At 60.8% G+C, this 26,740-nt stretch carries 24 protein-coding genes; 15 read left to right on the top strand and 9 right to left on the bottom strand.

The genetic code is table 11. From position 1 onward, the window contains the following. Nucleotides 1-72 precede the first annotated feature (72 nt). Entirely contained in the window at nucleotides 73-1,020 is a 948-nt protein-coding gene (locus ATY80_RS09285) for a substrate-binding domain-containing protein (protein WP_088692148.1), read from the top strand. A gap of 63 nt (nucleotides 1,021-1,083) precedes the next feature. On the opposite strand, the gene ATY80_RS09280 is transcribed toward ATY80_RS09285, so the two are convergent. Continuing rightward, entirely contained in the window at nucleotides 1,084-2,859 is a 1,776-nt protein-coding gene (locus tag ATY80_RS09280; RefSeq protein ID WP_088692147.1) for a tetratricopeptide repeat protein, read from the bottom strand. Between the two features lie 292 nt (nucleotides 2,860-3,151). Here ATY80_RS09280 and ATY80_RS09275 point away from each other — a divergent pair, with 292 nt between their 5' ends. The 7 genes from ATY80_RS09275 (at nucleotide 3,152) to ATY80_RS09245 (ending at nucleotide 12,321) form a co-directional block, all read left to right on the top strand. Then, nucleotides 3,152-4,204, top strand: coding sequence for a sugar phosphate isomerase/epimerase (locus tag ATY80_RS09275; RefSeq protein WP_088692146.1), 1,053 nt, complete (start codon nucleotides 3,152-3,154; stop codon nucleotides 4,202-4,204). Nucleotides 4,205-4,319: 115 nt separating this feature from the next. Then, a complete protein-coding gene (locus tag ATY80_RS09270; protein ID WP_088692145.1) occupies nucleotides 4,320-5,507 on the top strand; it encodes a Gfo/Idh/MocA family oxidoreductase in 1,188 nt (395 codons plus the stop codon). A gap of 125 nt (nucleotides 5,508-5,632) precedes the next feature. Next, nucleotides 5,633-6,010, top strand: a complete 378-nt coding sequence (locus ATY80_RS09265) for a hypothetical protein (protein ID WP_088692144.1) — start codon at nucleotides 5,633-5,635, stop codon at nucleotides 6,008-6,010. 206 nt (nucleotides 6,011-6,216) lie between these two features. Beyond that, nucleotides 6,217-7,818, top strand: a complete 1,602-nt coding sequence (locus ATY80_RS09260) for an ABC-F family ATP-binding cassette domain-containing protein (protein ID WP_088692143.1) — start codon at nucleotides 6,217-6,219, stop codon at nucleotides 7,816-7,818. 170 nt (nucleotides 7,819-7,988) lie between these two features. Next, nucleotides 7,989-9,362, top strand: coding sequence for a GH1 family beta-glucosidase (locus tag ATY80_RS09255; protein ID WP_088692142.1), 1,374 nt, complete (start codon nucleotides 7,989-7,991; stop codon nucleotides 9,360-9,362). 43 nt (nucleotides 9,363-9,405) lie between these two features. Then, nucleotides 9,406-9,954: an NADPH-dependent FMN reductase gene (locus tag ATY80_RS09250; protein ID WP_088692141.1), complete on the top strand. Its 549-nt coding sequence runs from the start codon at nucleotides 9,406-9,408 to the stop codon at nucleotides 9,952-9,954. A gap of 156 nt (nucleotides 9,955-10,110) precedes the next feature. After that, on the top strand, nucleotides 10,111-12,321 hold the full coding sequence (locus ATY80_RS09245) for an EAL domain-containing protein (protein WP_088692140.1): 2,211 nt from the start codon (nucleotides 10,111-10,113) through the stop codon (nucleotides 12,319-12,321). Here the strand turns inward: ATY80_RS09245 and ATY80_RS09240 are convergent, their stop codons facing one another. The 3 genes from ATY80_RS09240 to ATY80_RS09230 are packed head-to-tail and all read right to left on the bottom strand — an operon-like array spanning nucleotide 12,322 to nucleotide 14,684. Further along, a complete protein-coding gene (locus tag ATY80_RS09240; protein ID WP_088692139.1) occupies nucleotides 12,322-13,263 on the bottom strand; it encodes a rhodanese-related sulfurtransferase in 942 nt (313 codons plus the stop codon). A gap of 46 nt (nucleotides 13,264-13,309) precedes the next feature. Continuing rightward, nucleotides 13,310-14,218 carry a CHAD domain-containing protein gene (locus ATY80_RS09235; RefSeq protein ID WP_088692138.1) on the bottom strand — a complete coding sequence of 303 codons (909 nt, stop codon included), beginning with the start codon at nucleotides 14,216-14,218 and terminating at the stop codon, nucleotides 13,310-13,312. Then, complete coding sequence (locus ATY80_RS09230) at nucleotides 14,196-14,684, bottom strand: CYTH domain-containing protein (RefSeq protein WP_088692137.1); 489 nt, start codon at nucleotides 14,682-14,684, stop codon at nucleotides 14,196-14,198. Before ATY80_RS09230 ends, ATY80_RS09235 begins: the two co-directional genes overlap by 23 nt. Before the next feature lie 155 nt (nucleotides 14,685-14,839). On the opposite strand from ATY80_RS09230, the gene ATY80_RS09225 reads away from it, so the two are divergent. The 4 genes from ATY80_RS09225 (at nucleotide 14,840) to ATY80_RS09210 (ending at nucleotide 17,275) form a co-directional block, all read left to right on the top strand. After that, nucleotides 14,840-15,478, top strand: coding sequence for a 2-dehydro-3-deoxy-phosphogluconate aldolase (locus ATY80_RS09225; protein WP_088692136.1), 639 nt, complete (start codon nucleotides 14,840-14,842; stop codon nucleotides 15,476-15,478). Between the two features lie 108 nt (nucleotides 15,479-15,586). Further along, entirely contained in the window at nucleotides 15,587-16,297 is a 711-nt protein-coding gene (locus tag ATY80_RS09220) for a tellurite resistance TerB family protein (protein ID WP_088692135.1), read from the top strand. Between the two features lie 70 nt (nucleotides 16,298-16,367). Then, nucleotides 16,368-17,063: a GNAT family protein gene (locus tag ATY80_RS09215; RefSeq protein ID WP_088692134.1), complete on the top strand. Its 696-nt coding sequence runs from the start codon at nucleotides 16,368-16,370 to the stop codon at nucleotides 17,061-17,063. Beyond that, on the top strand, nucleotides 17,060-17,275 hold the full coding sequence (locus ATY80_RS09210) for a hypothetical protein (RefSeq protein WP_088692133.1): 216 nt from the start codon (nucleotides 17,060-17,062) through the stop codon (nucleotides 17,273-17,275). The genes ATY80_RS09215 and ATY80_RS09210 overlap by 4 nt, the downstream gene beginning before the upstream one ends. Nucleotides 17,276-17,291: 16 nt before the next feature. On the opposite strand, the gene ATY80_RS09205 is transcribed toward ATY80_RS09210, so the two are convergent. The 3 genes from ATY80_RS09205 to ATY80_RS09195 all read right to left on the bottom strand — a co-directional run bounded on the left by ATY80_RS09205 (nucleotide 17,292) and on the right by ATY80_RS09195 (nucleotide 19,987). Next, entirely contained in the window at nucleotides 17,292-18,326 is a 1,035-nt protein-coding gene (locus ATY80_RS09205; protein ID WP_245306786.1) for a nickel/cobalt transporter, read from the bottom strand. Nucleotides 18,327-18,364: 38 nt separating this feature from the next. Beyond that, entirely contained in the window at nucleotides 18,365-19,006 is a 642-nt protein-coding gene (locus ATY80_RS09200; RefSeq protein WP_088692131.1) for a DUF1007 family protein, read from the bottom strand. Between the two features lie 87 nt (nucleotides 19,007-19,093). Continuing rightward, nucleotides 19,094-19,987 (bottom strand): LysR family transcriptional regulator, encoded by an 894-nt coding sequence (locus tag ATY80_RS09195; RefSeq protein ID WP_088692130.1) that lies wholly within the window; start codon nucleotides 19,985-19,987, stop codon nucleotides 19,094-19,096. 568 nt (nucleotides 19,988-20,555) lie between these two features. Here ATY80_RS09195 and odc2 point away from each other — a divergent pair. From odc2 to ATY80_RS09180, 3 genes are all read left to right on the top strand, one after another. Continuing rightward, nucleotides 20,556-21,689: an ornithine/lysine decarboxylase gene (gene odc2 / locus ATY80_RS09190; protein ID WP_088692129.1), complete on the top strand. Its 1,134-nt coding sequence runs from the start codon at nucleotides 20,556-20,558 to the stop codon at nucleotides 21,687-21,689. 88 nt (nucleotides 21,690-21,777) lie between these two features. Next, nucleotides 21,778-22,368, top strand: a complete 591-nt coding sequence (locus tag ATY80_RS09185) for an N-acetyltransferase (protein ID WP_088692128.1) — start codon at nucleotides 21,778-21,780, stop codon at nucleotides 22,366-22,368. A gap of 927 nt (nucleotides 22,369-23,295) precedes the next feature. Beyond that, a complete protein-coding gene (locus ATY80_RS09180) occupies nucleotides 23,296-24,444 on the top strand; it encodes a GGDEF domain-containing protein (protein WP_088692127.1) in 1,149 nt (382 codons plus the stop codon). Nucleotides 24,445-24,560: 116 nt separating this feature from the next. Here ATY80_RS09180 and ATY80_RS09175 read toward each other — a convergent pair whose 3' ends face one another. Next, complete coding sequence (locus ATY80_RS09175; protein ID WP_088692225.1) at nucleotides 24,561-25,550, bottom strand: WD40 repeat domain-containing protein; 990 nt, start codon at nucleotides 25,548-25,550, stop codon at nucleotides 24,561-24,563. Next, nucleotides 25,550-26,662, bottom strand: coding sequence for a GTP-binding protein (locus ATY80_RS09170; RefSeq protein WP_088692126.1), 1,113 nt, complete (start codon nucleotides 26,660-26,662; stop codon nucleotides 25,550-25,552). Before ATY80_RS09170 ends, ATY80_RS09175 begins: the two co-directional genes overlap by 1 nt. Nucleotides 26,663-26,740 lie beyond the last annotated feature (78 nt).

The raw sequence follows: 26,740 nt of genomic DNA, 5'->3' as shown, positions 1-26,740 counted from the left end.
AATTGGCCGGGATCACAGGGCGTCCGGTTGACGGGTAGGAAAAGTCCCTGACGTTTATTGGGAGGAAATAGAATGCGCAAACTCATGTTGGGTCTTGCGGTTGCGGCCGTCACGCTGGCGGGTACCGCATACGCACAGGACAAGAAGTTCACCATCGGCGTGTCCATTCCGGCCGCCGACCATGGTTGGACCTCGGGCGTCGTGTTCCATGCCGAACGCATCGCCAAGAAGCTGATGGAACAGCATCCGGGCCTGAACGTCATCGTCAAGACCTCGCCGGATGCCGCCAGCCAGGCGAACGCTGTGCAGGACCTTGACACACAGGGTATCGATGCACTTGTCATCCTGCCGTCGGATCCGGATCCGCTCGTCAACGCCATCAAGGAAGTCAAGGGCAAGGGTAAGTACGTCGCGCTTGTCGACCGTGCGCCTTCGACCAACGATGACACCGTCCGTGACCTTTACGTTGCCGGCAACAACCCGGCGCTCGGCGAAGTCGCTGGCAAGTACATCGCAGCGCAGACGCCGGACGCCGAAGTCGTCGTCATCCGCGGTCTGCCGATTCCGATCGATCAGCAGCGCCAGGACGGCTTCGACAAGGGTATTGCCGGCTCCAAGGTCAAGGTTCTTGACCGCCAGTATGGCAACTGGAACCGCGACGATGCCTTCAAGGTCATGCAGGATTACCTGACGAAGTATCCGAAGATCGACGTGGTCTGGTGCCAGGATGACGACATGGCTGTCGGCGTGCTGCAGGCGATCGAGCAGGCCAAGCGTTCCGACATCAAGTATGTCGTTGCCGGCGCCGGCTCCAAGGACATGGTCAAGAAGGTCATGGACGGCGACAAGATGATCCCCGTCGACGTTCTCTATCCGCCGGCAATGGTCGGCACGGCAATGGAACTGACGGCTGCTGGTCTTTACGGTCAGGTTCCGGTTCGCGGCACCTTCGTCCTCGACGCCACGCTTGTCACGAAGGACAACGCCAAGGACTTCTACTTCCCGGATTCTCCGTTCTGATCCGAGAAATCCAATGCGGCGCCCGTTCGAGAGGACGGGCGTCTATTTTGATGCTTCCGCTCGTCACTCAGACAGGCCGGCGCTGGTGAGATCGGCGATGAAGCGGTCGATGAAGGTTTCGGTCATGACAGGATTGTCGCCGAAATAGAATTCCCGCCGGGCGTCGGTACAGTTCATTCCCGGTCGGAAACGATGAAGCCTGGCAATCGCTTCCTGAGCCTCGTCAGTTTTGCCTTGCCTTCCGAGGATCGCAACCAGAACGATCGCCGGCCAGAAGGTGGCATTCGGGGAGCGGAGCGATGCGCGCGCTGCCTTGGCCGCTTCCGCCATGTTGTCCAACTGATAGTTCGCGATCGCGAGAATGTTATGGAAGGTCCAAAGATGCGGATCGCGAGGGCTGAGACGGAACGCTTCCTTGATCTCGGTAATGCCTTCAGCGGGGCGCTCGACATAGCAGAGGACCTGGCCGAGCGCGAAGTGAGCCTGCGCAAAACTCTGATCCAGCTGCAAGGCGTTGCGCAGATGCGCAATTCCCGCCTCCGTCGCCCCATCGAGCGCAAGCGCTCTACCCAGGGCGAGGTGCGCGGCGGGTTCCTTTTGATCCAGTCCAATCGCCCGTTCGGCAAGGTCGATCGCCTCGCAGATGCGCTCAGCTCGTTCGTCGAGAGGGCCATACCAGCCAAGCTGAATGTGCACGTAGGCCAGGCGGGCCTGTGCCTGCGCGAAGGTCGGATCAATGCTGATCGCCTGCTCGAAGAGCGCCTTGGCAGTCTTCAATTCGTCAAGTGTGAACCGGTAGAGATGCCAGAGGCCCTTCAGGTAGATTTCCCAGGCGTCCATGTCGAACACGGTGCGGCCACGAAGGGCGGCGAACTCGATGGAGCCGAGTTCCGGCTCGATCGTGCCCGTGATCTCAGAAGCAAGCTGGTCCTGAACATCGAAGATGTCGGCCAGCGTCCGGTCGTAGCGTTCGGCCCAGAGCAGCGAGCCATCCGTGCCATTCAGCAACTGCGCGGTGATCCGAAGGCGATCTGCCGCACGGCGCACGCTGCCTTCCAGCACGTACTTGACACCAAGGTCCTCCGCCACCTGTTGCGCATTGGCCTGCCGGCCCTTGTAGCTGAACGACGAGTTGCGGGCTGCGACCAGCAGCCAGCGACAGCGTGCCAGCGTGGCGATCAACTCGTCCGTGAAGCCGTCCGAGAAATGTTCCTGTTCCTCGATGCTCGACATGTTGTTGAAGGGCAGCACCGCAATGGAGGGCCGATTGCGCAAGGGCCTCGTGACCTGATCCTTCGGCGCGGAAGGCGATGGAAGTTGTACGCTTTCCGCCGTCCACCGCCAGACACGGACCGGTTGCTCGATGTTCCTGAGCTTGCGGTTGCCGAAATCGATTGCCCGGAAGTCAAGCTTCGATCGGATCTGGTCGTTGACCTGCTGGGAGACGCAGATCCCTCCCGGCGGTGCCAGTTGCTGCAGGCTTGCGGCGACGTTCACGCCGTCGCCGAAAATGTCCTCGTCTTCGACCAGCACATCGTCAACGTGGATGCCGATGCGCCACACCATGCGCCGATCCGGCTCGATGGCCTCGTTGCGCCGAAGCAATGCTCTCTGAATATCCATGGCGCAGCCGACGGCATCGACGACGCTCGCAAATTCGGCCAGCGTGCCATCACCGAGAAATTTCACGACGCGCCCGTGATGTCTGTCGATGCTGGGAACGATGATTTCGCTGTTGTGCGCTTTCAGCGTCGCAAAAGTGCCGGTTTCATCAAGGCCCATCAGCCGGGAAAAGCCGACGACATCCGCATCCAAGATTGCTGCCAGACGCCGCGTCATGCGCCATCCTCCTGGTCTAAAGACAGTAGCACGGCACGGCGCGATGTCTACCGCCGCAAGACGCTGCGGGTGCCTGGATTGCAGGCGGACACCACCGCTGTGACGGGATGGACAGCAGAAATGCGGTACGTACATCTTGTGTGCCGAGACAGGCCGTGTTTAAGTCGGCCGCCTTCGTTTTTCGTCCCGCGGGGCAAATTTGCAGTTTCGCCGAAATCGGCTTGCAGACTTCAAATCGCGTGCTAGAACACTATCAGAAACGTTTACGGTCATCTTTTAGGGAGGAATTGACATGAAAACGATCAAGGGTCCAGGCCTGTTCCTTGGACAGTTCGCGGGCGATGCCGCGCCTTTCAACTCGTGGGATTCGATCACCAAATGGGCAGCCGACATCGGCTACAAGGGCGTGCAGGTTCCGACCTGGGCGGGCCAGCTGATGGACCTCAAGAAGGCGGCTTCCTCAAAGGATTATTGCGACGAGTTTGCCGGTGTGGCGCGCCAGAACGGCGTCGAAGTCACCGAGCTTTCCACCCACCTTCAGGGCCAGCTCGTCGCCGTGCATCCGGCCTATGATGAAGCGTTTGACGGCTTTGCGGCACCTGAGGTGCGCGGCAATCCGAAGGCGCGTCAGGAATGGGCTGTCGAACAGGTCAAGATGGCGCTGACGGCGTCGAAGCATCTCGGCATCAAGGCGCATGCGACCTTCTCCGGTGCGCTCGCCTGGCCGTTCATCTACCCGTGGCCGCAGCGCCCGGCCGGCCTCGTCGAAACCGCTTTCGACGAACTCGCCCACCGCTGGAAGCCGATCCTCGACCATGCCGACGAAAACGGCGTCGACGTCTGCTACGAAATCCATCCGGGCGAAGACCTGCATGACGGTATCACGTTCGAGATGTTCCTCGAGCGCGTAAAGAACCATCCGCGCGCCAACATGCTCTACGATCCGTCGCACTACATCCTGCAGTGCCTCGACTATCTCGAGAACATCGACATCTACAAGGACCGGATCAAGATGTTCCACGTCAAGGACGCCGAGTTCAACCCGACCGGCCGCCAGGGCGTCTATGGCGGTTACCAGGGCTGGGTCGAGCGTGCCGGCCGCTTCCGTTCGCTCGGCGACGGTCAGGTCGATTTCGGCGCGGTCTTCTCGAAGATGACGGCCAACAACTTCGACGGCTGGGCCGTGGTCGAGTGGGAATGCGCGCTGAAGCATCCGGAGGACGGCGCACGTGAAGGCGCCGAGTTCGTCAAGGCGCACATCATCCGCGTCACGGAAAAGGCCTTCGACGATTTCGCAGCGGGTGGTACGGACCAGGCGGCCAACCGCCGCATGCTCGGTCTCTGAGGCCACTGCCCTTCGCTACAGGAAGGTTGATTGGACGCAGCGGGAAGGGGCACTCCCTTCCCCAGCCCACCGAGGGAAGGGGCTGTTTCTGCCCTACGCAATTTAGGAGGAACCAATGGCAATTGAAGCATCTACAGAACAGGCGCGCGAACCGCGCATCCGTCTCGGCATGGTCGGCGGCGGCGCGGGCGCGTTCATCGGCGCCGTCCATCGCATCGCTGCCCGCATCGACGACCAGTACGACCTGATATCAGGCGCGCTGTCATCGACGCCGGAAAAGGCAATGGCATCGGGCCGCGATCTCGGCCTCGATCCGTCGCGCACCTATTCCAGCTACCGCGAGATGGCGATCCGCGAAGCGAAGCTGAAGAACGGCATCGAAGCGGTTTCGATCGTTACGCCGAACCATGTTCATTACGACGCTGCCAAGGAATTCCTGCGTCGCGGCATCCATGTCATCTGCGACAAGCCGCTGACCTCGAACCTTGCCGACGCCAAGAAGCTGAAGAAGGTGGCCGACGAGAGCGGCGCGCTCTTTATCCTGACGCATAACTACACCGGTTACCCAATGGTTCGTCAGGCGCGCGAGATGATCGCCAATGGCGAACTCGGTGATATCCGCATCGTACAGGCGGAATATCCGCAGGACTGGCTGACCGAAGCCGTCGAGCAGACGGGTGCCAAGCAGGCTGTGTGGCGCACCGACCCGGCGCAGTCGGGTGCTGGCGGTTCGACCGGCGATATCGGTACGCATGCCTATAACCTCGCCTCCTTCGTGTCCGGACTGGAGCTCGACAGCCTCGCCGCCGATCTCGACAGCTTCGTCGAAGGCCGCCGTCTCGACGACAACGCCCACGTCATGCTGCGCTTCAAGGCAAAGGGCTCCGAGAAGCCGGCCAAGGGCATGCTCTGGTGCAGCCAGGTGGCGCCGGGCCACGAGAACGGCCTCAAGGTCCGCGTTTATGGAACGAAGGGTGGTCTGGAATGGGTGCAGGCCGATCCGAACTATCTCTGGTTCACGCCCTTCGGCGAGCCGAAGCGCCTGATCACCCGCAACGGCGCAGGCTCCGGCCCTGCCGCTGCCCGCGTTTCGCGCATTCCGTCCGGTCATCCGGAAGGCTATCTCGAAGCCTTCGCGACGATCTACGCGGAAGCCGCGCTTGCGATCAACGCACACAAGAAGGGCAAGGCAGTCGATAAGGCCGTGGTCTACCCGACGGTTGATGACGGCGTAAAAGGTGTTGCCTTCGTCGAGGCTTGCGTAGCGTCCTCGAAGAAGAACGGCGCCTGGGTCAAGGTCTGATCCTCGTACGGTTTGGATAATTTATGCAACTAATGAGCGCACTCCCTACAATGTTAGGGAGTGCGCTCATTGTCGTTTCACAATGCTGTGGCAGAAACGGGCGCAACCAGATGGGGAGACGTTCGATGAAAGCTTTTGCCAAAGTTCTGACATGCGCCTTCGCGTTCGCTGCGTTTCCGGCGTTGTCGCAGGAGGTCCTCAATCGCGCGCCGAACTTCTATGGCCGCCAACGTGTTCCGGGCACGGTGAACGTGCAGACGACGGTTTCTCTGTCGGTGCCTGTCGACGCCGGGCAAGAGAGCGGCGAGCAGATCAAGGCCGCCCAGAAAGGGTTCTATCTGATGGCGGGCGGGCAATGTGATCTCATATTGCAGACGCTTGCCGAGAGCTGCCAGATCATCAACCTTACGAGCAGCGCGGATCTCAATCGCGGTTCGCGCAACGACATCGTCGTGCGTGGCACGGTGACGATGGCCGTGAAACTCAAAGAGCAGAAGCAGTAGCGGTTCCTAGTGCTATAGTGACAGAATCGCTGCGGATTTCAGGCTGACGTGGTTCCGTCGATGCGGCTCCACCGCCTATTGCCTTGATTTCGGCGTGGTGCTCGCCTAGATTGCGGCCATCGCCAACATCAACAGGATGTGTGCAGCAATGGATTTCACCCCGATCGCAACGCCAGTTCGCCTTGCTATTCGGGAGTCCTTTATCCATGCCTGCATCCATTACCCTGTCGAATCTTTCGTGGTCCACGCCTGACGGGCGGACCCTCCTTTCCCATCTCGATCTGAGTTTCGGCGCCGAGCGAACCGGCCTCATCGGTCGTAATGGTGTCGGCAAGACGACGCTGTTGAAGCTCGTTGCCGGCGAATTGCAACCGCAATCCGGCAGCATCGCCTTCGGCGGGCGGCTCGGAATCCTGCGCCAGGCGGTCCAGGTGGACGAGGGGGCAACGGTCGCCGATCTCTTCGGCGCCAGTGATGCGCTCACTATCCTTCGCCGCGCCGAAGCCGGTGATGCCACGTTTGACGAACTCGCAATTGCCGATTGGACGATCGAGGCGCGTATCGCCGCGGCGATCGAAGGCGTCGGGTTGGACGCGGAACCGGAAACCTTGCTGACCTCGCTTTCCGGCGGCCAACGGACGCGTGTAGGTCTTGCAGTCCTCGTCTTCTCCGGCCCTGATTTCCTCATTCTCGACGAACCGACCAACAATCTCGATCGGAATGGGCGCGAAGCGGTCATCGCATTACTTGCCGGCTGGCGGGCCGGCGCCATCGTCGTCAGCCATGATCGCGAATTGCTCGACACCATGGATGCGATCGTGGAGATCACGACACTTGGCGCCCGGCGATACGGTGGAAACTGGAGCGCATTTCGCGAACGCAAAGCGATCGAATTGGCTGCCGCCGAGCACGATCTTGCAGACAGCGAGAGACGCGTTGCCGATGCGGTCCGCAGCGCCCAGGTTGCGGCGGAGCGGCAGGCCCGCAGTGACCGCAACGGCCGCAAGAAGGCGGCAAGGGGCGACATGCCCCGCATTGTCGCCGGCGGCCTCAAGCGACAGGCGGAAAACACCAGCGGCAACAAAGTTCGCCTTGGCGAAAAACGCCGCGAGGAGGCGATGGAGGAGGCGTCCGCGGCGCGGAAGCGGATCGAGATCCTCCGGCCCTTCTCAGCCCAGCTCGCGTCAACAGGGCTGCCGCCCGGCAGGGATGTTCTCCGGCTGGAGGGCGTCGCTGCCGGCTATCGGCCCGAGCAGCCAATCATCCGAAACCTTTCCTTCGCCATGACCGGCCCCGATCGCGTCGCGATCGCCGGACCGAACGGCTCTGGCAAGACGACGCTGTTGGCGCTGATCACAGGCGAGCTACACCCATGGTCCGGGACGGTCTCCGTCATGACCGGCTTTTCGATGTTCGATCAGAGCGTCAGTCTCCTCGATCGATCGCTGTCGATCCGCGAGAATTTCGGCAATCTCAATCCCGGTGCCAACGAGAATGCCTGCCGCGCCGTGCTGGCGCGTTTCATGTTCCGGGCGGATGCCGCCCTGCAGCAGGTCTCGACACTCTCGGGAGGGCAGCTGCTGCGCGCTGGACTTGCCTGTGTTCTCGGCGGCGCAAAGCCGCCGCCGCTTTTGATCCTCGATGAGCCGACCAACCATCTCGACATCGATTCCGTCGCAGCCGTGGAGGCGGGCCTGCGGGCCTATGACGGCGCGCTGCTTGTCGTCAGTCACGATGAAGTGTTTCTTGACAATATCGGCATTGCGAGGCGGTTGCAGTTGCCCTCGGGCGATGAGATCATCGCGTAAACCGGGGAGGTCGACAACGGTCGTGTTTTCCATCTCGCGTCATGGTGGATTTTCATCTGCAACGTTACAGTTTTGACATTCGAGCCCTGTACAAGCCTATCTGGCTTGGCTAAACCGCCACCGAAGATGGCCGCATCGGCCTGTCCAACAGCAACAGACGGAACCCTCTCATGATCGATCCGAAGACCCTTGCGGCCCGCTTCCCGGGCGATTTCACCTTTGGCGTTGCGACGGCAGCGTTTCAGATTGAAGGCGCTTCCAAGGCAGACGGTCGCAAGCCCTCCATCTGGGATGCCTTCTGCAATATGCCGGGTCGGGTCTTCAATCGCGACAATGGCGATGTCGCCTGCGATCACTACAACCGCCTCGATGAGGATCTCGATCTCATCAAGTCCATGGGCGTCGAAGCCTATCGTTTCTCGATCGCCTGGCCGCGCATCATCCCTGATGGCACAGGTCCGGTGAACGAGGCGGGTCTGGATTTCTATGATCGCCTCGTCGATGGCTGCAAGGCGCGGGGCATCAAGACCTTCGCAACGCTCTATCACTGGGATCTGCCGTTGCTTCTCGCCGGCGATGGCGGCTGGACGGCGCGCTCGACGGCCTACGCGTTCCAGCGCTATGCCAAGACCGTGATGGCCCGCCTCGGCGACCGTCTCGACAGCGTTGCGACCTTCAATGAGCCGTGGTGCATCGTGTGGCTCAGCCACCTCTACGGCATTCATGCGCCGGGCGAGCGCAACATGCAGGCGGCCCTTCACGCCATGCACCACATGAACCTTGCGCATGGCCTCGGCGTCGAGGCGATCCGTTCGGAGGCGCCCAACGTACCGGTCGGGCTCGTGCTCAATGCCATGTCCGTCATGCCAGGCTCTGACAGCGCAGCCGACCAGGCGGCTGGCGAACGGGCTCACCAGTTCCACAACGGCGCCTTCTTCGATCCGGTCTTCAACGGCGAGTATCCGAAGGAGTTCCTGGAAGCACTCGGCGACCGGATGCCCGTCGTGGAAGAGGGCGACCTCAAGATCATCAATCAGAAACTCGACTGGTGGGGCCTCAACTACTACACGCCGCTGCGTGTCGCTGACGATCCTGCAAAGAACGGCGATTTCCCCTGGACGGTCGAGGCGCCGCGCGTCAGCGACGTGAAGACCGATATCGGCTGGGAGGTCTATGCACCGGGCCTGAAGAACGTCGTCGAGGATCTCTATCGTCGCTACGAGCTGCCGGAGTGCTACATCACCGAGAACGGCGCCTGCTGCAACATGGGCGTCGTCAACGGCGAGGTCGATGACCAGCCGCGCCTCGACTACTACAGCGAGCACCTCGATACCGTCGCCGACCTTATCAAGGACGGTTATCCGATGCGCGGTTACTTCGCCTGGAGCCTGATGGACAATTTCGAATGGGCCGAGGGTTACCGCATGCGCTTCGGCCTCGTGCATGTCGACTACGACACGCAGGTCCGCACGGTGAAAAAGAGCGGCAAATGGTACAGCGAACTTGCCGCGCAGTTCCCGAAGGGCAATCACAAAAGCAGCTGACGAGCGCATGGCGCGAATCGGCGCCGTGGCTTAAACCGAGCGCATGGCAAAGCCGCTCTTCCTCTATGCGCTCTGCGGCAGCCAGCGAAAGGCGTCGACCAATCGCCGGCTGCTCGAAGCTCTGCGCGACAATGCGCCGGTGGGTGTCTCCATCGAGATCTGCGAACTGATCGGCGATCTGCCGATCTTCAATCCGGACCGCGAGGGTGAGAACACACCGGCCATCGTCAAAGAGTTTGCCGCAAAGATCCGTGCCTGCGACGGCATCATCGTCGCCTGTCCGGAATATGCCCATGGTCTGCCCGGCGGCTTGAAGAACGCGCTGGATTGGTTGGTCTCCCGCGACGAAGTGCCGTTCAAGCCCGTGACGATCGCGCATGCCTCGCATCGCGGCGATTTCGCGCTAGAGCAGTTGACCGAAGTGCTCAAGACGATGTCACTACGCCTTGTCGACGAGGCCCTTCTACGAGTCTCATTGCTCGGCAAACCGGAGGACATACAGACCGTTGTGCTCGCCGAGAACGTCGAAAGCGGTCTTCTTGTATCAGCGCTTGTAAAATTCTGCGCTGCAATCAATCGAGCCGCGACCTAGTTTTGTTTGTCAAGCTTTTGAAAATATTGATCAATATGTGCAAGCATGTGCGTGTTTCGAGCGCTTTTGCCAAATCGTAGACGATTAATCATTGTATCGCCCTTTAACCGTTTTTTGAACCATTCGCTGGCAGACTTCCTTGATCGGGGAGCAGTAATGCGGGCAATTTTCGAAGGCAGCAGAAAAATTTCGGGCATCGGTCGTCATGCGACCGTCGCCGGCGTGCTTTTTTCCTTTGCCATTGTCGTCGCGATTGTCACGGTCCTGGTGCTCAGCGCGCTTGAACGCGTTGCGGACCGATCGAATGTGCTGGATGACGAGCGTTCGCGGGAAACCATTTCCGGCGCACTGAAGACCTTCGAGATGCAGTTAGGCGCGACGCTCAACGACTACGCAGCCTGGGATGATGCCGCGGTGAACGTCTATGCGGCCGATGGTATGGCTTGGACGATCAGCAACTACGGCGAAATGTCCGTCAACAGTTCCCTCTTCGACATGGCGATCGTGATCGATGATGAGAAGAAACCGATCATGGCGTATCGGGAAGGCAAGCCGATGGACGGCTCACTGGACGAATTCTTCTCCCCATCGCTCTGGACGCTTTTCAACAAGGCAAAGGCCGCGAGGCCACAGGACAATCCGGAAGCAACGGGCTTCGTTGGTACCAAGTCCGGTATCGCGGCAGTCGGCGTAGCGCTCGTCCGCGAGAAATCCGGTGCGCTTGGTGTACCGGCCGGAAAACATCGCTACCTCATTTTCGCGCGGCATCTGAGCGCCGACAAGGTCGCCGAGCTTGGTGCAACCTATGTTATCAGCGGATTGAAACTGGTTGCTCCGAACTTCGAGGCTCCCTATTCGGTGACGATCGCGGACGCGCAGGCGATTACCCTCGGCAAGCTCACCTGGATGTCGCGGGCTCCCGGCGATATTGGCTATGGCGAAGTTCGTCCAATGGTCGTCAAGGCACTGGGCCTTGTCGGCCTGTTCTTCATCGTGTTGCTGATCATCGGCTGGTTGGCGTTGCGGCGCCTCAAGGCGGAAGAAATCAATGCCCGAGAGGAAGCAAACCGTGATCGGCTGAGCGGCTTGTTGAACCGCGACGGGTTGGGATCTGCGATCGACGGTTTCGTTGCAGAAGCCCTGCAGACGCGCCGCAACGTGCTTATCCTCTATCTCGACCTCGATGGCTTCAAGGAAGTCAACGATGCTTACGGTCATGGCACCGGCGACCAACTGATCCGGGCGGTTGCCGCAGGCCTGGACGTGCTCATCCCCGAGGGTGCCGTCCTTGCGCGCATCGGCGGCGATGAGTTCGCTATCGCCTTTGTCTCCGAGAGCGAGCACGCGGTTGCCCTGCAGCTTGCCGAGCAGATACTGGATTTCCTGGCGGAGCCGCTGGAGATCGGCCGGCGTGTCGTCGTGATCGGCGCGAGCATCGGTATCGCCATGTCGCAGGGCGGCACGATTGACCGCGAGGAGCTGGTGCGCCGGGCCGACCTTGCCATGTACAAGGCCAAGGAAGCCGGTCGCGCGCGCATGACGCTTTACGATCCCGCGATGGACGCCGACCGCAGCGAGCGCAATGCGCTGGAACTCGATTTGCGGATGGCGATCGAGGGCGGCGACCTACAGATCGCCTATCAGCCACTGATCGATGCAGCGACCCATGAAATGACCGGCGTCGAAGCATTGGTGCGGTGGAACCGCCCGGGCCACGGACCGGTCTCGCCTGAGGTCTTCATTCCTATCGCGGAGACCAGCGGACTGATCGAAGCGCTCGGGCTTTTCGTGCTGCGCAAGGCCTGCGAAACCGCCAAGCAGTGGCCGGAACTGCGTATCTCGGTCAACGTCTCTCCGGGGCAATTCCGCAACCCGGCCTTTGCCGACTATGTCCGCTATGTCCTAAAGCAGACGGAGATCGAGGCCAAACGGGTGACGCTTGAGGTCACCGAGGGTTACATGATCCAGAACCCGCAGCGCACGCGGCAGGCGATCGAGCGGTTGAAGGCGCTGGGCGTCAAAGTCGCGCTCGATGACTTCGGCTCGGGTTTCTCGTCCATCGGTTATTTGCGCCAGTTTGGCTTCGACCGCATCAAGATTGACCGCTCGCTGGTCATGGACATTCTGGAAAGCGACCGTCAGCGCGAAATGCTGCAGGCAACGGTGGCACTCGCCCGCTCGCTCGACATTCCGGTGACGGCCGAGGGCATCGAGACGGAGGAGCAGGCCATTGCCGTGCGCCTCTTCGGCTGCGATACCCTACAGGGCTATTTCTTCGGCAGACCGATGCCGGCCGATCAGATCACCGAGCGGTTGATGCAGGCGCGGGCAACGAAGGTCACCACGCGCCGCACCAACGCCGCCTAATCAGGTTCCGATGTGCTTCTGCCCGCGCTTCTTGGCGAGCGCGATCTGGTGCTGCCGCTGGCGGTAGCGCAGACGGTCGTCTTCGCTGCGCGTGTGGTAGCAGTTGCTGCAGGAGACACCTTCCTCGTAGTGGGGTGAGGTGATCTCCTCGGCGGTGATCGGATTGCGGCAGGCGTGGCAGAGCTTGTGCTCGCCTTCCTTGAGGCCGTGTTCGACCGAGACACGTTCGTCGAAAACGAAACAGGCACCATCCCAGAGGCTTTCTTCCTGCGGGATCTCTTCGAGATATTTCAGGATGCCGCCCTTGAGGTGATAGACCTCCTCAAAGCCCTGCTCCTTCATGAAGGCGGTGGCCTTCTCGCAGCGGATGCCGCCGGTGCAGTACATGGCGATCTTCGGCTTGTTGTGCAGGCCGGTATTGTTGCGCACCCAGTCCGGGAATTCGCGAAAGGTCTTCGTGTTCGGGTCGACAGCACCGCGGAAGATGCCGATCGCCGTCTCGTAATCGTTGCGCGTGTCGATGACGATTGTATCGGGATCGGAGATCAGCGCGTTCCAGTCCTGCGGAGCGACATAGGTGCCGACCACCTTGTTGGGGTCGATGTTCTCGACGCCCATGGTGACGATCTCTTTCTTGAGCCTCACCTTCATTCGCAGGAAAGGCATCTTCGATGCGCGGCTTTCCTTGTGCTCAAGCGCGGTAAATTCCGGCTGGGCGCGCAAATAGGCGAGCACCGTCTTGATGCCTGCATCCGGGCCAGCGATCGTGCCGTTGATGCCTTCATGCGCCAGAAGCAGCGTGCCCTTCACGCCGTTTTCTTCGCAAAGCGTCTGCAGCGGCTCGCGCAGGCTTTCGAAGCGCGGGACGGAAACGAAATGGTAGAGAGCCGCAACGAGGAAGGGGCTCGTCGCAGACGGCGGTTGTGTCAGCGTGTCTGTCATGCGGCTGCAAATACAGGTTTCGGGCCGTCTGCGCAATTGGGACGATTCAGCTCACCTGCGCCTGCCAGAGCAATTCGATCCGGTCTGCTTCCTCCCGCGGATCATCGGCGAATACTTCCTCGGCGCGCTCCAAGGCTGCCTGTCGGCCTTCCTGCTGGTGGAAAATGACGGCGTCGAGTAGATGGGCCAGGTCGTCGGCATTGCTGAAATGCCGTGGCTCGGCCTCCACGAGTTCGCAAAGCACGTCGAGATCGTGGATGCGGCCGAGCAGATCGACCAGACTGCTCGTTACCTCGTATTTGGCATCCATGGCGGCCGGCCAAAGCGGCCTGAGCGCGGCGTGATAGGCCCGGTAGTCCTGGGCGCGCTTGCGCAAGGTATGGAAGGCTTCTGCCGACCCGCCGTTCCGGCATTGGGCAATTGCTTCTCTTGCCTTGAGGGCTGTCTTGCGCCAGCCCTTGGCGACCAGCCGGGCATGCCGCTGCGGGCCGCCGTTGAAATGTACGTCCTCGACAGCCGCTGCCGCCGCTTTGAGATGGTCCGGTACCTTCGTCAGCTTCTGGTCGATTGTCGCCTCGGCTTCGGCCATGTGATCGCGGCGGGCCTTCAATGCCTCGATGATGCGGCCGATCGCCTTCTTTTCCTCAGCATTTCGTGCTCGCGCCTTGAGATGCGCGGCGGTCTCGATCAGAGCGGCGGCGTCTCGGATTGCTGAAAGCGATTGCGCAACTTCCCGAAGGCGCGTGTTTTCCTGGTCCTGAAACTCCGGTATCTCCCCGGCAACGAGGCGATAAAGGGAGCGGACACGTTTCAGGTTCTTGCGAAAGTCGTGGATCGCTTCGTGCTTGCCATCGGGCATCTTTTCGAGCGTGTGAATCGCATCGCGAAGCTGTCCGCCCACGGCTTTCCGGAATTCTGCAGTGAAGCTGCGGTCAGGCCGTATACGAAAGGGCATGCCGATCGTGCTCGAATTCTGTGGCCAGCGCCTGGTTGGAGTAGCGGAAATCGCCCGTCACCTCGCGCCCGAGCCAGGAGGGGAGCGCAGGCTTGTCGTTTTCCGAGCGCATCTCCACTTCGGCGATCACCAGGCCGCGGTGCTGGCCGGCAAAGACATCCACTTCCCAGATGAAGCCTTCATGCGGGACGCGATAGCGGGTCTTCTCGATAACGACGCCGATTGCGTCATCGAGCAACTGATCGGCGTCGGCGACCGGAATGTCGTATTCGAACTCTTCACGGGTCATCGTGCTGCGGCCGATCTTGATCGTCAGCCGTGCCTTCGCATTGTCGAGCACGCGCACGCGGACGGACCGGTCGTCCATCGAAGCGATATAGCCTTGTTTTAAAATGGATTTCGTCTCGGCGCCGGAGCGCCAGCCGTCGTTGCGTACTAGAAACTTCCGCTCGATCTCTTTCGCCATTACCGGGGACCTTTTGTGACAATTTTATTACGCTAGCCTAATTTTACGGCGATGTGTACCCATTCTATTCCAAAGATGGGTTTGGTCTCGACAAGGCGTACCCTTGGAGGTATTTCGGGTCCCGAATTCAATCGTTTCATAAGGATCACGCGGCCATGGGCGAAAAGACAGAAAAGCTCCTTTCCATCCTGAAACTTCAGCCTGTCGTACCGGTTCTGATCGTCGATGACGTGAAGTCCGCCGTTTTGCTGGCGCGTGCTCTTGTCGCCGGCGGCCTGAAGGCCATCGAGATCACCATGCGCACGCCCGCGGCCCTCGATGCCGTCCGCGCCGTTGCCGACGAGGTCGAAGGCGCCGAGGTCGGTGCCGGCACCATCCTCAACGCCGCGCATTGGGATGCCGCGGTTGCTGCCGGCTCGAAGTTCATCGTTAGCCCGGGCGCAACGCAGGAACTGCTCGATGCGGCGCGCAAGTCGTCGGTGCCGTTGCTGCCGGGCGCGGCGACCGCAAGCGAAGTCATGGCGCTGCGCGAGGAAGGCTATCAGGTTCTGAAGTTTTTCCCGGCGGAACAGGCCGGCGGCGCCGCCTATCTCAAGGCGCTATCCTCGCCGCTATCAGGCACCGTCTTCTGCCCAACGGGTGGTATCTCGTTGAAGAACGCGATGGAATACCTGTCGCTGCCGAACGTCATCTGCGTCGGCGGCTCCTGGGTCGCGCCGAAGGAGCTGATCGCCGCTGGCGATTGGGCCGGCATCACCAAGCTGGCGTCGGAAGCGGCGGCCCTGAAGGCATGATTTCGGGACAAACCCACGCGTGATGCGGGCGGAGGTTCCGCCTGCATTTGTATTTCCGGCGTCAGTACCTATCTCCCCTCTGGCCTCTAGATAGGGAGATGATGAGGAATGTTCGACGCGAAAAAGCTTCTTGAGCAGTTCTTGGGTTCGCAGGTGCCGGTTGTCGGCGGTTCGGTCAAGGACCGGGCGGGCGACGCGATCCAGATGGCCAAGGACAATCCGTGGAAAGCTGGCGCGCTCGCAACCGTGCTTCTCGGAACCAAGACCGGCCGCAGCATTGCCGGCAATGCTTTGACCATCGGCGGCCTCGCCGCGATTGCGGGTCTCGGCTACCAGGCCTACAAGAACTACCAGGCAGGGCAGGAACCAGCGACGCCGTCCGATGCGCCGCCGCCGAAGACGGCTGTACTGCCGCCGCCCCCCGACTCTGGATTCGGCGTGACTTCGCCGGCTCAGAGCAACGAATTCGTCCTCGTTCTCATTCGCGCCATGATCGCGGCGGCAAAGGCCGACGGTCATATCGACGACGGCGAACGTGCGCTCATTCTCGACAAGATCAAGGCGGCGGATGTCAGTGGTGAAGCCGCCTTCTTCATCGAACGCGAGTTGTCGCAGCCGACGGATATCGACGCGCTGGTCGCAGCCGCCGTGACCGAGGAGCAGCGGGTGGAGCTCTATACCGCCTCGCGCCTGACCATCGAGCCGGATTCGCGCGCCGAGCGCGGCTACCTCGACCTGCTGGCCGGTCGCCTTGGCCTTCCTGACGCGCTGGTCGATCACATCGAGGCGACGGTAAATTCCGCCAAGGTTGGTTTGTAAGGGTAACAAGCGGCCAGTTGCCTTTCACGGGCGGCTGGCCTAAGCCATGTCTCCTTATCTGGAGGAGCGCATGCGCGATCTATCGAATTTCAAGGGCTGCCCGGCGCCACAGCCGGTAACCCTCAAGGGCCGTTTTGTCACCGTCGAACCTTATGTACGCGAGCAGCATCTGCAAGCGTTGTGGGACGGACTTGGCGGCGTGGCGATCAACCCTCTGCTGCGCTATTTCTCGCAGCCCGATTTCGCCGGCATCGAGGATTTCTCCAACTGGCTTCATTCGGTTTACGCCAAGTCGGGCTGGCTGACCCATATCTTCCGTGACAACAACACCGGTAAGATCGTCGGCATGGCGAACTATATGCGGGCCGATCCGGCCAACGGCGTGATCGAAGTGGGCGGCGTTGCGCACGGTCCTGACATGAAGCGCTCACCGCTCTCCACGGAAGCTCACTACCTTATGGCCAAGCATATTTTCGAGGTGCTTGGATACCGGCGCTATGAGTGGAAATGTGACAATCTGAACGAGGCGAGCAAGACGACGGCGGCACGCTACGGCTTCACGTTCGAAGGCGTGTTCCGCCAGCACATGATCTCCAAGGGTCGCAACCGCGATACGGCGTGGTTCTCGATGATCGATTCCGAATGGCCCGTCCTGAACGCGGCGTTCGAGGCCTGGCTGTCTCCCGGCAATTTTGACGCGGACGGCAAGCAGAAGCGCCGGCTTGAGGATATTCGCGCCGAGCTGAGTAAGGAATCGGCCGCATGACGGCTCCGAAATCGGAAGGCCATTCGCAGGCGATCGCCGCGGCTATCATCCTCGTGGCTGCCGGCCTTGTGCTCTATTTCATGCCGACCATCGTTCTCGGACTCGGCAGCTATTCGCCGTATCTGGCGGCTGGTGTGGGCGCCTGCCTGATCCTCGCTTTTTTCGTCGTCTTTTGGCTGAGAGCGCGATATCAGCGCCGGCGTGGCAAGTAGCGTAGCGGGCGGTCGGCTAGCCCTGCAGCGAAGCGCCGAGCAGCAGCGCGCCCATGGCAATTACCAGCAGGGCGCCCAGAATTTCGATCGTATTCCCGATCCAGATCGAGGCGGCAGAGCCTCGGCCGGCGAGCCGCATGGCCGTGCCCTTGGCAGTGACGGCGAGCGTTGCCAGGATCGCGACCGCTATGGCGGTGCCGAACGACATCGCGATTACCGACAGGACGCCGCCGAGATAGAGGCCGTTCAGAAGCGAGAAGGTCATCACCAGCAACGCGCCCGAGCAGGGGCGCAGGCCAACGGCAATGATGGCGGACCAGGCTTCGCGAATGTTGAACCTTTCTGCACCGAGCAAGGACGGATCGGGCATGTGCGATTGGCCGCAGGTTTCGCAGGCCATGCCCGCGATGAATTTGTGCCCAGCTTTGAGTGCGTCCGCTTCGCCGAAAGCGTAGCCTGAGCCTTGCTTTTGTTCCTCATTGTCCTTCCAGTCCAGCATCATGCTGACAGGCCCCGAGGAGGTTGCCATGACTTCGCCGCGTGGCATGCCTGGGATGATTGCTCGCAGCTTGCGAAACAGCAGCCAGCACCCGAAGAGGATGACCATGATGAAGCTGGCAATCTCCATCGCCCGCGTCGCTGCCGTCAGCGTTATTCCGGTGCCGCGCAGCACCAGCCATGCTCCGCCGACCAGTGCGATTGCGACCACTCCCTGGAGAAAGGCGGAGACGAAAGAGATTGATACGCCGCGCCGGAGCTCGATTTCATTGGCTATCATGTAGGAGGAGATGACGGCCTTGCCATGTCCGGGGCCTGCGGCATGGAAGACGCCGTAGGCGAAGGATAGGCCGATCAGCGTCCAGAGATGCCAGGAATCCTCCCGCATGGCGCGCAGCGCGCCTGTCAGCGCGCGATAGAAAGCCTGCTGTTGCGCGTTCACATAGAGGAGGAGGGGAGCAAGCGGCCCGCCCGTCGGCTGGAAGCTCGGCTCTGAGGTGCCGATGCCGAGCGGCGACTGTGCGTGCGCAGCGGCCATGCCCGCGACGAGCATGAGCGCCACACCGAGCGCAATCGGCCGAAGCCCGTGCTTCAGCATGATACGTCTAGCCGCGTCGCGAAGAGCTTCGACATGTTCGTCCCCGTCGGGTCGTTGAAGAAGGCGTCGGTCAAGGACTGCTTGTTTTCGGCGATCACCTGATCGGCATCGGGACGGACGACCTGGTGCTTGCAGCTTTTGAAGCCTTCTCCGACAAGGACCAGTTCGTTGTCGCTCGGAAAATCGATCGAAGTATAGAGCGTCGGGTCGTAGACGCCGAAGGTCATGCGGCCCTTGAGCGGCATCTTTTCCGCCGGCTTGACGGCGAAGAACATTAGAAGCTGGCCCTGCTTGTAGTCGACATGGATCAGATCGGGCTTCTCGACCTTGATGTTCTTACCGTTCATCGTGAGGTTCATGTAGTAGTCGTAGTCGACGAGCGAATCCCGCACGGTCTTGCCGACCTCGGCCAGTTCGTTCGGATCGAGCTTCAGGTCGGTATTCTTGTCGAAATCCATCACGACGGATGACGAGAAGACCTCGTCGAAACGCCAGACGTTCCGCAGTTCGGCAACATTGCCGTCATCGTCGGCGACCACCTCGAGCCTTGCCTCAACGAATACATGCGGATGCGCAAAGGCGGCGGCTGGCAGAAGCGACAGGAACGACGCCATCAGGAATGTCGATTTCTTCATGCGTGCTCTTATTGCGGGATCCCAAATTCATTTGATTCCTTGCCAGTAAATGGGACGGAATTGGGACCGGTCCCCCAAGGCAAGCGGTCAGGAATGCTTCTTGAACCAATTGTGAAGATAGTCGACGAAGATGCGCACCTTGGCCGGCAGATAGCGCCGGTGCGGGTAGACAGCATAGATGCCGCGATCGGTCGGAATGTAATCGTTAAACAGCGTCACCAGTTCGCCGCTCTCGATCGGCTTGCGGGCGATGAAATCGGGTATCAGCGCAACGCCGATGCCGGCAAGTGCCGCACGCAGCGTTGCATGCGGGCTGTTGACCTCCATGGGGCCAGTGACGGCAACGGCGAATGAGGTGTTGTCCGGATTGTAGAAGCGGATGCTGCCCTGGCTGCGGGAATTGGTGTCGACGATGAAGGGGATGTTCGACAGGTCCGACGGATGGGCGAGATCAGGATGGCGCTCCACGAAGTCGGGCGTTGCGCAAAGATGGACGCGGAAATCCGAGATCTTGCGGGCGATCATACCGGAGTCCTCGAGCTTGGTCACGCGGATGGCAACGTCGAAGCCTTCCTCGATGAGGTCGACGAATCGGTCATCCGCGGCGATCTCGAGCGCGAGATCGGGGTTCTCCCTGGCGAAATCGATCAGGGACTGGCCGACATCGGCATCGACAAAGGTGCGTGGCACCGAAATCTTCAGCCGTCCCTTCAATTGCGCGTTATTCTCGCGCACGAGATCGGCGAGGTTGTCGATCTCCTTCAGGATATCGGAGGCGGTGCGATAGTAGGTATGGCCGGCCTCGGTCATGGAGAATTGGCGGGTCGTCCGATTGAGCAGCAGAGCGCCGAGTTCGTCCTCCAATTCGCGTACATATTTGGAAAGCAGCGCCTTGGAACGGCCAGTGCGCCGCGCCGCGGCCGAAAAGCCTTCCGCTTCAACGACATCGATGAAGGCGCGGATGCGGGTGAGTGTGTCCATGATGACCTCCCAAAAAAAGCGCCGAACCGCATTTCAAATCAGTCGGTTGCGGGCCGTTTCGCCACGTTGAACAAATTGCGGTGTATTGTTCAAATATTTTCTGCCGGGAGATGCGAAAAACCGCTTGATTATGACGGCGAATATTCCTATCTCGTGATCAGCCCAAAGTCGCACGTGCCCATGGGTGTCCGCCGAACCCTCGAATTGGTGAGGAAATCGGTAAGGTACCTGGAATTAACCCCTCCAGTCGCTATTCCGGCCAACCGGAAAATGCGAGGACGCCTGAAGCAACGACGGTGCGGGCCTTTTTGTTCTCTCCCTGCTTTCCATCAGCGGGGGTTACTGAAGAGGCACACCTTCATTGCCGGAAGTGCGGTTGGGAATCCCCCTCCAATCCATGGCAGACAAAGCCGGATCCATGTCGCTTTCGCGGCGTTGATTCATCATTCGCGCTATCAAGCGCTTGCTAAGGTTCCGGGGTCTCCACCGGCTGGTTCCTATGCGGGCGATTGATTGCCCTTTGTCCTCCGGTTTTCCCGGAGCTCTGGAATTGGAAGAGGGAATCGATATGACCACCCAGCGCATCCGCGACTTTCTCGCAACCCGACGTCCCGACGGTCCCTGCCTCGTGGTCGACCTCGACGTCGTGCGCGATAATTTCAACGCCTTCCGGCATGCGATGCCGGACAGCGCGATCTATTACGCCGTCAAGGCAAACCCGGCTCCCGAGGTCCTGAAGCTGCTCGCCAACATGGGCTCCAACTTCGATTGCGCGTCTGTCGCTGAAATCGAAATGGCGCTCAACGCCGGTGCGACAGCTGCCCGTATCTCCTACGGCAACACGATCAAGAAGGAACGCGACGTTGCCCGCGCGCATGCGCTCGGCGTCAGCCTTTTCGCGGTCGACAGCCACGAGGAAGTCGAGAAGATCTCGCGTGCCGCTCCCGGCGCCCGCGTATTCTGCCGCGTTCTGACGGATGGCGAAGGCGCCGAATGGCCGCTGTCGCGTAAGTTCGGCTGCGTTCCGCAGATGGCCGTCGACGTTCTCGTCTACGCGCACCAGCTCGGCCTCGAATCCTACGGCGTATCGTTCCACGTCGGTTCGCAGATGACCAAGGTCGATGCCTGGGACTCGGCTCTCGCCGATGCCAAGCGCGTCTTCGTACAGCTGGCCAAGCAGGGCATCCATCTGCAGATGGTCAATATGGGCGGAGGCTTCCCGACCAAGTACCTGCGCGACGTTCCGTCGGCGGAAGCTTACGGCCGTGCGATCTACCAGAGCCTTCGTGATCACTTCGGCAACAACCTGCCGAAGACGATCATCGAGCCGGGCCGCGGCATGGTCGGCAACGCCGGCGTCATCAAGACGGAAGTCGTGCTGATTTCGAAGAAGTCGGACAACGATGCCGCTCGCTGGGTGTTCCTCGACATCGGCAAGTTCGGCGGTCTCGCTGAAACGATGGATGAAGCCATTCGTTACCCGATCCGCACGGAGCGCGACGGCGACGAAATGGAGCCCTGCGTGATTGCCGGCCCGACCTGCGACTCGGCAGACGTGCTGTATGAAAAGAATCTCTATCCGCTGCCGCTTACCCTTTCGATCGGCGACGAGATCCTGATCGAAGGCACCGGCGCCTACACGACCACCTATTCGGCGGTGGCGTTCAACGGCTTCGAGCCGCTGAAGGCCTACGTTATCTAAGATTGCCAGCCCCGTAGCCAGCCGGGGCGGCACCTTCACAATTCATATCAATCGCCGCTTATAACGGTTTTGGGTACGGGAGGCCAAAATGGCCGCTGTTCTTGATTCTGTCCGCGCATATTTTGCGCCTTCTGTCTTCACCATTGACACCGAGAACCCCGGCGACGTCGTGGCTCGCGAAAATCTGCTCGATCGCGCCATGGGGCCGAACCGCCGCAAGAAGTCGTCTGAAAAGATTCGCCGTGGCCGTGTTCCGGCAGAGGGCCTGGCGCTGGTTGCGCGCGATCGTGACGGCCATGTCATCGGCACTGTGCGCCTTTGGAACGTCGAGGCCGGCGTTAACGCCGAAGGCACGCCGATCAACGCGCTGCTGCTTGGTCCGCTGGCGGTCGATTGCAGCTTCGAGGGTAAGGGCGTGGGTTCAGCGCTGATGCGCGCCGCCATTCTGGAGGCCAAGAACCGCGGGCACGGCGCCATCCTGCTTGTCGGCGATGCCCCTTACTATGAGCGTTTCGGCTTTTTCGCCGAGAAGGCTCAGCATCTTGTCATGCCGGGTCCTTTCGAACGCTCGCGCTTCCTGGCGCTGGAACTCATTGAAGGCTGGCTTGACGGCGCGGCCGGCATGATCGTGCCCTCGGGACGAATGCTGGCAAGTGCCCCGATCCGCAGGGCGGCGTGATCGGCGAGGCCTCTCCCCGACGGGGAGGGGCCTTTTGTTTTTCCGTTTTTCGGAAATCAAGCCTAGAAGGCGCCGGAAGACCGGACGAACGTTTAGCCTAGACTTTTATGACTGCTTGCCCCCTCAGGCTTCAATTATTTGACGACGCTTTTGTCGACCAATTGAGTTCCGGCAGTCTGAACGACATTTTCAGGTATAGCGGCGATGAAGAACATCGTGAAAGCATAAACCGCGAATATAGTCGCTGCGGCAGTGGCCCTTAGAATCATTCACGCACTCCTATTCTCAGGAGTTCAATGTGGGCTCAAAAAGTGGCTTTCCAAAGAGTTTTCTGAACGCCAGATGAACAAAAAACTGTGAGAGCAAAAATTAATGATATTTTAGCAACACCTGAGTTTCGCCCCGAAGAGGACGAAATTCCTGGTTTGTTCTCGTGAATATGCAATTATTTCAATCATATAAATGAAAGTTTGGGCAGGAGTTTTCCTCACTGGCGTGAGGTCGCCCTATGATCTCCTCGTCATCGGGCAGGGAGCCGGTTCATGAACCGGTCCGCCTTCCGTTCATGTTTCGGCGCTCGATGACGGTTGCCAGGGCTAGGTCGGATGCCGTCAGGGTTGATGATCTATCGGGAAATTGGGGTCGGGAGACGCTCCTGCCGATCTCAAAACGCCGACAAGCCTGACGCGATCGGGCAGGCGATGCAGCCTGACATCCTACTCCACTACCCAATCGCCTGCCCGCTCCCATCGAGAGAAAACGTCACGAAGCACCGCTTCGCGCGGCGCCTTGGGCTGGCAGCGCGGCGGCAAGACGGCGGCCGGACGAATCGATTTCGTACATCGTTAAAAAACGAGCGAGCTGTAAAATCAAAATTCAACAGCGCTGCTATAAGGTGCTCCGGCCCTTGGTTGGAGAGTGCTGGAAATGATGCTGGACCTGAGAACGATCTATGTCGTTTCGGCCATGACATGCCTCGTCCTCGGCAGCGTGCATCTCGCGGCATATTCGACGGGCCGCTTTGGACGCTGGCCGGCATGGTGGGGCATCAGCAATCTGCTGATCGGCATCGGTTCCTTGTGCGTTTCGCTGCGGAATCTCGTTCCCCCCTTCGTCTCCCTTGACGTTGGCAACGTCGTGACGATCGCCGGCTACCTCCTTACATTCTTTTCCGTTCGCGTCTTTGCGGAGCGGCCTGTCGACAAACGCTACTGCGCGCTTGCCATTGCCGGCGTCAGCTTGCCCGTTCTGCTTTTCACGGTCGATCCTGCCACGGTATCAGCCCGCATCTTCTATGTTTCAATCGTATGCTGCCTCTGTGATCTTGCGATCCTGCGGGAAGGCGCCGCCATTCACCGGCGCGAGAAGCTGTTCTCGGCCGGGCTGCTTGCCTGGCTCTATGCGCCTACCGCGGCGATCTTCCTGGCCCGCAGCCTGCTTGCGGTATCAGGCCAGATCGCCGGACCGGGCGCCTTCGGCGATAGTGTTGTTCATGGCTGGATGGGTGCCACGGCGGTGGTCTTCTTCGCTCTACGCAGCGTCGTGATTGTGTTGATGGCGGCCGAGCGCAACAGCGGCAAGCTCATCGATCTGGCGCATCGCGATCCGCTGACCGGCGCGCTCAATCGGAGCGGCCTGGCCCAGCACCTGCCATTCAAGCGGCCGCAGTCGCTTGCGTTGCTCGCCATCGATATCGACAATTTCAAGCAGTTGAATGATCAGCACGGCCACGTGGTGGGCGACGACATATTGCGGCTCTTCGCCCGCGTGGCGCAGAGCGTCCTGCGGCCCAGCGATCTGCTGTCCCGCCAGGGCGGTGACGAGTTCGTGGCCGTTCTGAAGGACATGGCCGATGCCGAGGCGGTGCAGGCCGCCGAAAGCATAAGGCTGGCGTTCTCATTTGCCGTTGGGCAGGTGCCGGGGCTCGCGGTCTTCCCGACCCTCAGTATCGGCGTCGCCACTTCCCGCGAGAACGATTTCGAGCAGCTTCTGGGGAAGGCGGACGAGGCGCTGTATGCCTCCAAGCGTCGCGGCCGGGATCGCGTCGAAGCGTCGACGGGTGAGCAGGCTGCCTGAGCTGCTTGCGGCTGAGACAGCAACCCTCCAGAAGGGGCGAAGACGTCGCTGATCTCGCGGCGTCTTGTTTTCTCGCCCATCAGAGCGCGGTAACTGTGGCCGCACTTCCCAGCTGCCTAGGCCGCGATATCGACGACGCCGCAATCGCCGGTTTCGGAAGCGAAGGCCAGCAGCTTGCCGTTCTTGCTCCAGCTCATCGAGGTGATCGCTCCCTTGCCGGGGCGCCGCAGCAACGCTTCCTTGCTGTCGGCAATGCGGACCGCGAGGATCATGCCGTCGATGAAGCCGATCGCCAGGATGTCTTCGGCCGGGTGGAACTTCACCGATGTCGCCATGATGTTGGCGCGGGTGCCGAGCTCGAGCGGCGCCTTGCCCATCGGCCCGTCCTTGCCCTGGAATGGCCAGACGATCGCAGCCGGCGCACCAGAGGAGGCAAGCCACTTGCCCTTCGCCGACCAGGAGAGAGACTTCACCTTGGCAGGGTAGCCGGTCATCCGCATGTGGCGGGTGTCGGCGCCGGCCTTGCTGTCGAGCTTCCAGCCGTGCAGCGCATTCTCCTGCATCGTGGTCACGAGGAAGTTGCCGTCAGGCGAGAAGGTGACGCCGGTGTGGGCGCCCTTCCATTCGAGGTCGACCGGCTTGGCGGTCGTGCCGACCCAATGCAGCGACACGCCGTTATAGCGCGCTGCGGCAATGCGCATGCCCTTGGGCGCGAAGGCGAGACCTTCGATGGTGCGCTCTTCGATAAATTCCTTGGTCGTTCCATCGGCGAGGCGCACGAAGGCGCTCTTGCCGTAGGAGTAGGCGACGGCGCCCTGCGGGCCGGCGGCAAGTTGGGAAATCCACTTGCGCGGCGCGTTGGCAAGCTCGGTCAGCCCGGCATCGGCTGCGATGCGCAGCACCTTGCCGTCCTCACCACCGGAAATCAGGCTTTCGCTATAGGGGTCGCGGATGCAGGTCAGCATGCCCTGATGGGCTTCGGTTACCTTCTCGCCACCATCGAGGCGGTGGAAGGTGCCGGCGGCATTGGCGAAGAAGGGGATGTCACCTAAAAATTCGACGGCCAGGATATGGCCGTCGAGATCAAACGGGGCAACTGTCGGCATCAGGCTGCCGCCTCGCACGCCTTGAAGGAGGCTTCGAGCTTTTCGCGGTCGAGTTCACGGCCAATGAAGACGAGGCGGGTTTCGTGCTTCTCGCCGTCCTTCCACGGACGCTGATGATCGCCTTCGACGATCATGTGGACACCCTGAACGACGTAGCGTTCGGGATCGTCCTTGAAGGCAACGATACCCTTGAGGCGCAGGATGTTCGGGCCCTGCGTCTGGGTGATCTTCTGGATCCAGGGAAAGAAGCGTTCCGGGTTCATCTCGCCGCCGCGCAGCGAGACCGACTGCACTGTCACGTCATGGATCGGCGACATGGCGCCATGATGATGGTGGTCATGGTCGTGATCATGGTGGTGATGGTCATGATCGTGGTCGTGATCATGCGCGTGGTGATGATGGTGGTCGTGATTGCAATCCGGGCCGCAGACGTGATCGTCGTGGTCATGATCGAGGAAGTGCGGATCGTTCTCCAGCGCGCGCTCGAGATTGAAGGCGCCCTGATCGAGAACACGCGCAAGATCGACGCCCGAGCGGCTGGTCTTGTAGACACGGGCCGAGGGGTTGATGGCGTGGACGATGTCTTCGATCTGCGCCAGCTCTTCGGGCGTCACGAGGTCCGTCTTGTTGATCAGGACGACGTCGGCAAAGGCGATCTGGTCTTCGGCCTCGCGGCTGTCCTTCAGACGCAGCGGCAGGTGCTTGGCGTCCACCAGAGCAACGACGGCGTCGAGTTCCGTCTTGGCGCGAACGTCGTCATCCATGAAGAAGGTCTGGGCGACCGGCACCGGATCGGCAAGGCCGGTCGTTTCAACGATGATGCCGTCAAAACGGCCGGGGCGGCGCATCAGGCCTTCGACGACGCGGATCAGGTCGCCGCGCACGGTGCAACAGACACAGCCGTTGTTCATTTCGTAGATTTCTTCGTCGGATTCGACGATGAGATCGTTGTCGATGCCGATCTCGCCGAACTCGTTGACGATGACCGCATATTTCTTGCCATGGTTCTCCGACAGAATACGGTTGAGCAAGGTCGTCTTGCCGGCGCCGAGGTAGCCGGTGAGAACGGTAACGGGGATTGGCTTCTGCTGGGTGGAGATCGCGTCGGTCATCAGAACCTCGAGAGATGGCACGCCCGGGGGCGGGGCTGAAAATTCGTCGGTCACATATAAGGAGTTGCGAGCGGCAGT

It is taken from the genome of Rhizobium sp. R711, from assembly GCF_002211365.1.
Classification (GTDB): Bacteria; Pseudomonadota; Alphaproteobacteria; order Rhizobiales; family Rhizobiaceae; genus Rhizobium.
Note: the sequence above shows the minus strand (reverse complement) of the source record. Positions and strands in the feature narration are given on the sequence as shown.